We start from the raw sequence: 4,925 nt of genomic DNA on the forward strand, positions 1-4,925 counted from the left end.
TGTCGGGGTGCCAGGTTTCGCGAACCGGGGCGAGGTTTCATGAACTCGTTCCAGGAAACGCGAACCGGATTCACGGACCGGGAGCCGGATCATGAGTAGATCCCGCTCCGCGCCTCGGGCCGTATTTGGGCGCCCACAAGCGACAACGCTTTCCCCGCTTCGGCTTTCGGTGCTTCACCACCAGCTTGGTAGCCGCATCGCCGTTGATGTCGATGCCGAGGGTTTCCCTGGCCCGCTTGAGCACGGCCTTTCGGTTCTGGTGCCTGTGATCGAGTGCGATCCATTTTCCCAGAGCTTCGGCCTGGGCACTGGTGAGTGCAGGCTTGCCGGTTGGGCGTTCGAGCGCGGCTTCAAGACCGTCAGCGGCGCCACGATGAAGCCAGCGATAGATGGTCTTTATATCGACGCCGACGAGCGCCGCTACGGCTTCGACCGACGCACCGTCCCTGAGTTCGGCCAAGGCCCGCAGCCTCTGCCGACGATGCCTGTAGCGCTCTCGTGCGGCCTGTTCGCGAAGATCGGCGGCGACGAGCCCGTCAAGCCACGGCTTCCAGGCACGCCGTCCCTGCGGCGATCTGCTCCGCGCGGCGGAGAGGATCGCCCGCAATCGGTCCCTGGTCGGTTCGTCGAAGTCGGTGAAGGGACCGAGAAGCCCTTCGAGGCGCGGCGTGCGGAGCGTGGCGATGGCCCTTGGCAGGCGCTGATCGAGATCGCCGAACAGCCAGGCCAACAGCAGGAGCCCCCCGTAATTCTCTTTCCACGGGATGCGTTCCCACGCGCCCACGGCCATTCCCATATCGCTGCCGATGGCGGCGAAGAGGCGATCGCGCTGCCGTGGCGCCCAATGGTCGCGTTTTTTCTTCGGGCGTCTGGTCCAGACCATGGCAAGCAGCACATCGGCGAGCGCCATGGCCGTGGGCCAGTCGAGCGCGCCGATACCGGGAAGGATCACCGTCCCGCTGTGCTTGCCGGCGATGAGCGCTGCCTGCAACGCGAGCACGGCCGGATGTGCCGGGATGTTCTGCGTATCGGACAGCACCGCATCGCAGCGCCCGCAGCGCAGGTCGATGGGCTCCGAAGCGTTCAGCCCGCGCAACTTCAGCCTTGTTCCGCAGGAGGGGCATCGGCTCGTCAGCACCGTTCCGTGACAAGGGCATGCGCCCGTCCAGCCGAGCGTCCAGTTCAGCCGCAGGTGCGGACGGCGCGCCTCGGCGAGGCAGAGCGTGCAGACATCCATGCGAGCCAGGCGTTTCCTGCCATCGGTGCCGGAAGTCCAACGCTTCGCCGCGAACCGGTCGGGATCATCGTCTCCGGGCGCAACGGCCCAGCCATCCAGCGTCATTCCGGCCAGGTGATCGAGATCGAGGCCGGTCAGGCTGCCGATCCGCTCCAGGGTTACGGAGGCGGGACGACGCCACCAGCCGGGGTTTTGTCGGGCATCGATGTGCAGAGCATCGCGGCAGAAGACGCGCGGCGTCATGCCGAGAACGGCAGAGATCGCCGCAACCCAGGACAGCAGCGCCTCGCCTTCGACCGGGGCGACATGCCCCGGCAGGCCGATGCGGCCGGGAGCCGGCATCGGGGACGCCGATACCTCGAACAGATCAGACCACGACACGACGACGCTCGGAGGGACGAATGAAGCCTGTATCCTCGATCATGCGCGTGGAGATCGCCTCCGCGCCGGTCTCCACCGCACGCACCGCTGCCCGGATGACGACGGCGATCATCTCGCCGAGAACGCCTTCGGACGCCGAGAGAACGCGCCCGGCAAGCGCGGAATCGGCTAGATGGGACGGCTTGCGCAGCGGCAGCACGGCCTCCAGCGTGCTCAGCAGACGGCGATACTCGTCGTCGTCGCTCCACAATGGCAGCGGATGCGGCTCGAAGCGGTTGACGAGCTGGTCGTCGCTGCGGATTGCGCGCAATGCCTCGGCCGTGCCGACGCCGACCAGCGGAATCCGCAGCTCGTTGCCGAGCCAGCGCAGCAGATTGAGCAGCCGGCGCTGCTGCATCGCCGAGCCGGACAACACGTTGTGCAACTCGTCGATCACCAGCATGCGGGCGCCCATGGCCTGCATGATGCGGACAGCCGTGTCCTGCTTGGTGGCGATCCGGTCGCGCGGGCTGAACGGCATTCCGAGCGCATGGAGGATGGCCCCGAAGAACCGGCCCTCGTCAGGACCGGGAGGCATCTGCACCTTCACGACGGGAAGAAGCGCCAGGCCGTCCTCGCTCTCGGCGGCGGCTGTCCCCGGATGCGCGCGCCGGAACTTCTCGACGATCATGGTCTTGCCGTTGTTGGTTGGCCCGACCAGCAGCAGGTTCGGCATCCGCGTCCGCGTCGGAAAGCTCAGCAGGTCCTCCAGCGCCGCCAGGACGGCTTCCGCCCGTGCGTAGCCGATCCAACGATCCGTGCGGATGCGCCGTATCCGCGAGTTGGCATCCTCGTCGGCCAGATGCCGGACGGACGGATGCAGATGCGCATAGCCGCCGCTCATTCCCATTCCTCCACCGGGAACATGCGTTCATGCGGAGGAATGTCCTCACCGATCTGCCGGAAGCGATCAGCCTCATCCGGCTCGACCGGAAGCAGATCGCCACGGCCTTCGGGAGTGACGCGCAGACGCCGTTCACGCTGGCGACGCGCTGCCTTGCTGGTACGGACCGCACCATCCGCGATGGCGCGCATGGCCTCGATCGTGCGGAAGATCGCTTCCTCATCGACCAGCGACCGGCCTTCGTCCCGCAGCCGCTTCAGCGCCAGACGGTGCTCCCACAGGCTGATCGGCGGTCGCCGCAGGTCGCGGTAGCTGAGGTCGTAATAGGTGCCGTCGGGGCCGAGCAGATAAATCCGGCTGAGATCGCGCGGGTCGTAGCGCACGATCATCTGCTCGGGATGGCCGATCCAGGTGCCCAGCACATCCGCCCAATAGGCGATGGAATGCAGCGCCACCCCGTCACGGCGAACCCGGCGGCGGGCGATCGGCAGGAAGTCGATCAGGAAGCGGCGGGCATCGGTAACGGCAGTCGGCTCCCCCCGTCCCAGCGTCGTGCCGTCTCCGGCAATACCGCGCTGCCACGCCGCCAACGGCGTGATGCCGAGACCGCGATGCAGATCGCGATGATAGACGCCGGCGATCGCGTGGCCCAGCCAGCGCTCAACCTCGTCGAGCGTCATCGCTGCCGTCTTCTCGGGGTCAAGATCGCCCTTAGCCCGCACGTCGGAGAAGGTGGTTCCGGGCAGCAGATGGACCTTGCCCATCATCGTGCCGATCAGCCGCTCGATATGGCCGCCATAATGCGGCGTGCGCACCGGCCTGTAGTCGATAGCGATCCCATACTGCTCGCAGCCCCGCTTCAGCGCCTCGGACCGGAACTCCTTCGCGTTGTCGAGATGCAGGCGTTCGGGAATGCCACGCACAGGCCATTCCGCATCGATGCCGCGCTCGGCCAGCCAGCTTTCCTTGGAGAGAGCGGCGTGCGTCAGGCACAGTGCCACGGAGGTTGCGGACGGCGGTTCCAGCGACAGGTGGAAGCCGGCCACGCATCGCGAACACACGTCGATCGCCAGCGTGAGCCAGGGCCGCTGGATCGGGGCGCGCGTCTCGCTGTCGACCACGATCACGTCGACCAGCGTGTGGTCGATCTGGATCAGCGACAGCGGCCAGTGGGCTTCCAGAGAACCGACCACGGGCAGATACCGCTCGCGAACGGCCTTGCGGCCCTCACGCTTGGCGGCGACCTCGCGGGCAGGACGCGCCTTCACGCGGGCGGTGATCGCCTTGCGGCTCGGAACCCGCAAGCCTTCCGCTTTGCAGCGCCGCCGCACTTCTTCAGCCAGATCGGCAATCCTTGGCCGCTGGCGCGTCAGATAGACAGTGTCGATGACATCGCGGATGACGGCGTCCACATGCTCGTCGAGCAGCGAGATGCCGCGCTCGGGGCCACGCCGGCGCGGCAGCAGGCTCGTCAGACGCGCATCGGCGAGATAGCGACGCAGCAGCGCATAGGCGTGCGTCGGACCGCAGCCGAGTTCGACCGCAGCCGCCACCACGTCGCCTCTGGTGCGCGCCGGGTTCTCCGCCAAACGGCGGATCACCGGCAGGCAGCGCCGCGCTTCGTCCCAGGCGGAGGCATCGACCATGGAGAGATCGGGCGCGCTCATCGCGACGTCACCCGTGTCTGTGCCGTAATCGGTGCGGAAAGATCGACGACAAGCGCACCCCGCGCGATCAACCGCCACACAACGGCCAATCCTGCTTCACGCGAGGCGGGCAGCATGCCGACCAGATCGGCGAAGCTCACCGCATTGTCGCCCACATGGGCAAGCGCACGTTCCGCCAGCGCCGTGTCGATCGGCGCAGCCCTGAGCGGCAGCAATCGCTTCGCCGCATCGAGTTGCGGTCCGCGAACGCCGCGCTCTGTCGCGATGCGGAACCGTGCGCCGTTGCTGCGCGCCCATGATCGGGCGGCGGCGAAGGCAGGCCGAAAACGGTTCCAGCCCGCGCGCAGATCGGCCCGGTACTTGATCTCAACGATCTCGCAGCGGCCGTCGCTCCAATCCACGCGAAAGTCCGGCGTGTACCGCCGCTGGCGGCCTTCATGCTCGAAGCGGATCGTCACCGGCTGGGCCGTCACCACCGCGCTCGCATCCATGAAACTTGCGAGCGTCACGAAGTCCCGCTCCAGCGCGCTCTCATGCTCCGCCACGCCCGTTTCCAAGGGCTGCAAACCGATCACATGCGACCGATGGCTCAGCGGAATACGCCGCAAATGCACCTCCATTTGCGAAACGAGTCGGTACGCAAACCTAGCACATTTTGGGGTCAGTTCACAAACATGGAACCACATCTATGCGCGCAAGCCATTGTTCGGACTCATGTCCGCTCTCACGCCGATTCACGAAACCTGGAAAAACGACA

At 66.7% G+C, this 4,925-nt stretch carries 4 protein-coding genes; all 4 read right to left on the reverse strand.

Annotated elements, in window-relative coordinates; genetic code table 11:
* Positions 1-70: 70 nt before the first annotated feature.
* From FHS81_RS18450 to FHS81_RS18465, 4 genes are read right to left on the reverse strand one after another with little or no spacing between them, the layout of a single operon-like run.
* Positions 71-1,618, reverse strand: a complete 1,548-nt coding sequence (locus FHS81_RS18450; protein WP_183755043.1) for a TniQ family protein — start codon at positions 1,616-1,618, stop codon at positions 71-73.
* Positions 1,605-2,501: a TniB family NTP-binding protein gene (locus FHS81_RS18455; protein ID WP_246375100.1), complete on the reverse strand. Its 897-nt coding sequence runs from the start codon at positions 2,499-2,501 to the stop codon at positions 1,605-1,607. Before FHS81_RS18455 ends, FHS81_RS18450 begins: the two co-directional genes overlap by 14 nt.
* Entirely contained in the window at positions 2,498-4,168 is a 1,671-nt protein-coding gene (locus tag FHS81_RS18460) for a Mu transposase C-terminal domain-containing protein (RefSeq protein ID WP_183755046.1), read from the reverse strand. The genes FHS81_RS18455 and FHS81_RS18460 overlap by 4 nt, the downstream gene beginning before the upstream one ends.
* On the reverse strand, positions 4,165-4,788 hold the full coding sequence (locus FHS81_RS18465; RefSeq protein WP_183755049.1) for a TnsA endonuclease N-terminal domain-containing protein: 624 nt from the start codon (positions 4,786-4,788) through the stop codon (positions 4,165-4,167). The genes FHS81_RS18460 and FHS81_RS18465 overlap by 4 nt, the downstream gene beginning before the upstream one ends.
* Positions 4,789-4,925 lie beyond the last annotated feature (137 nt).

The sequence above is a fragment of the Pseudochelatococcus contaminans genome (assembly GCF_014195635.1).
Taxonomy (GTDB): Bacteria; Pseudomonadota; Alphaproteobacteria; order Rhizobiales; family Beijerinckiaceae; genus Pseudochelatococcus; species Pseudochelatococcus contaminans.

Coding starts and splice junctions, on each gene's coding strand:
- FHS81_RS18465 (WP_183755049.1), bottom strand. CDS start 4,788: ATGGAGGTGCATTTGCGGCGTATTCCGCTGAGCCATCGGTCGCATGTG.
- FHS81_RS18455 (WP_246375100.1), bottom strand. CDS start 2,501: ATGAGCGGCGGCTATGCGCATCTGCATCCGTCCGTCCGGCATCTGGCC.
- FHS81_RS18460 (WP_183755046.1), bottom strand. CDS start 4,168: ATGAGCGCGCCCGATCTCTCCATGGTCGATGCCTCCGCCTGGGACGAA.